1 protein-coding gene is annotated in these 361 nt (G+C 37.4%); it reads right to left on the reverse strand.

Annotated elements, in window-relative coordinates; translation table 11 throughout:
- A partial coding sequence (locus KHA85_RS20645; protein ID WP_272875197.1) for a Glu/Leu/Phe/Val dehydrogenase dimerization domain-containing protein occupies positions 1 to 361 on the reverse strand: 361 nt, incomplete at both ends.

Consider the following 361-nt stretch of genomic DNA (forward strand, 5'->3'; position numbering starts at 1 on the left):
ATCCGGAACATGCGATTGTTTTACCTTCATAAGTATCATTAAAATGAGCTAAAACTTCTTTTCCAAAATATACAGCTCCAAAACCTGTTGCTTCTGGTCTAATTAAGCTTCCACCATATGGCATTGGTTTACCAGTTAATACGCCGTTTTCAAATGCCCCTTTAATACGTTTATATTGTCCGTATAAATATCCAATTTCACGAGCACCTGTTCCAATATCTCCAGCTGGTACGTCTACATCTGGTCCAATATGACGATATAATTCAGTCATAAAGCTTTGGCAGAAACGCATAATTTCATTGTCTGATTTTCCTTGTGGATCAAAATCAGAACCTCCTTTACCACCACCGATAGGTAATGT

Origin of the sequence: Dietzia massiliensis (assembly GCF_018390595.1) — a bacterium.
Lineage (GTDB): Bacteria > Actinomycetota > Actinomycetes > Mycobacteriales > Mycobacteriaceae > Dietzia > Dietzia massiliensis.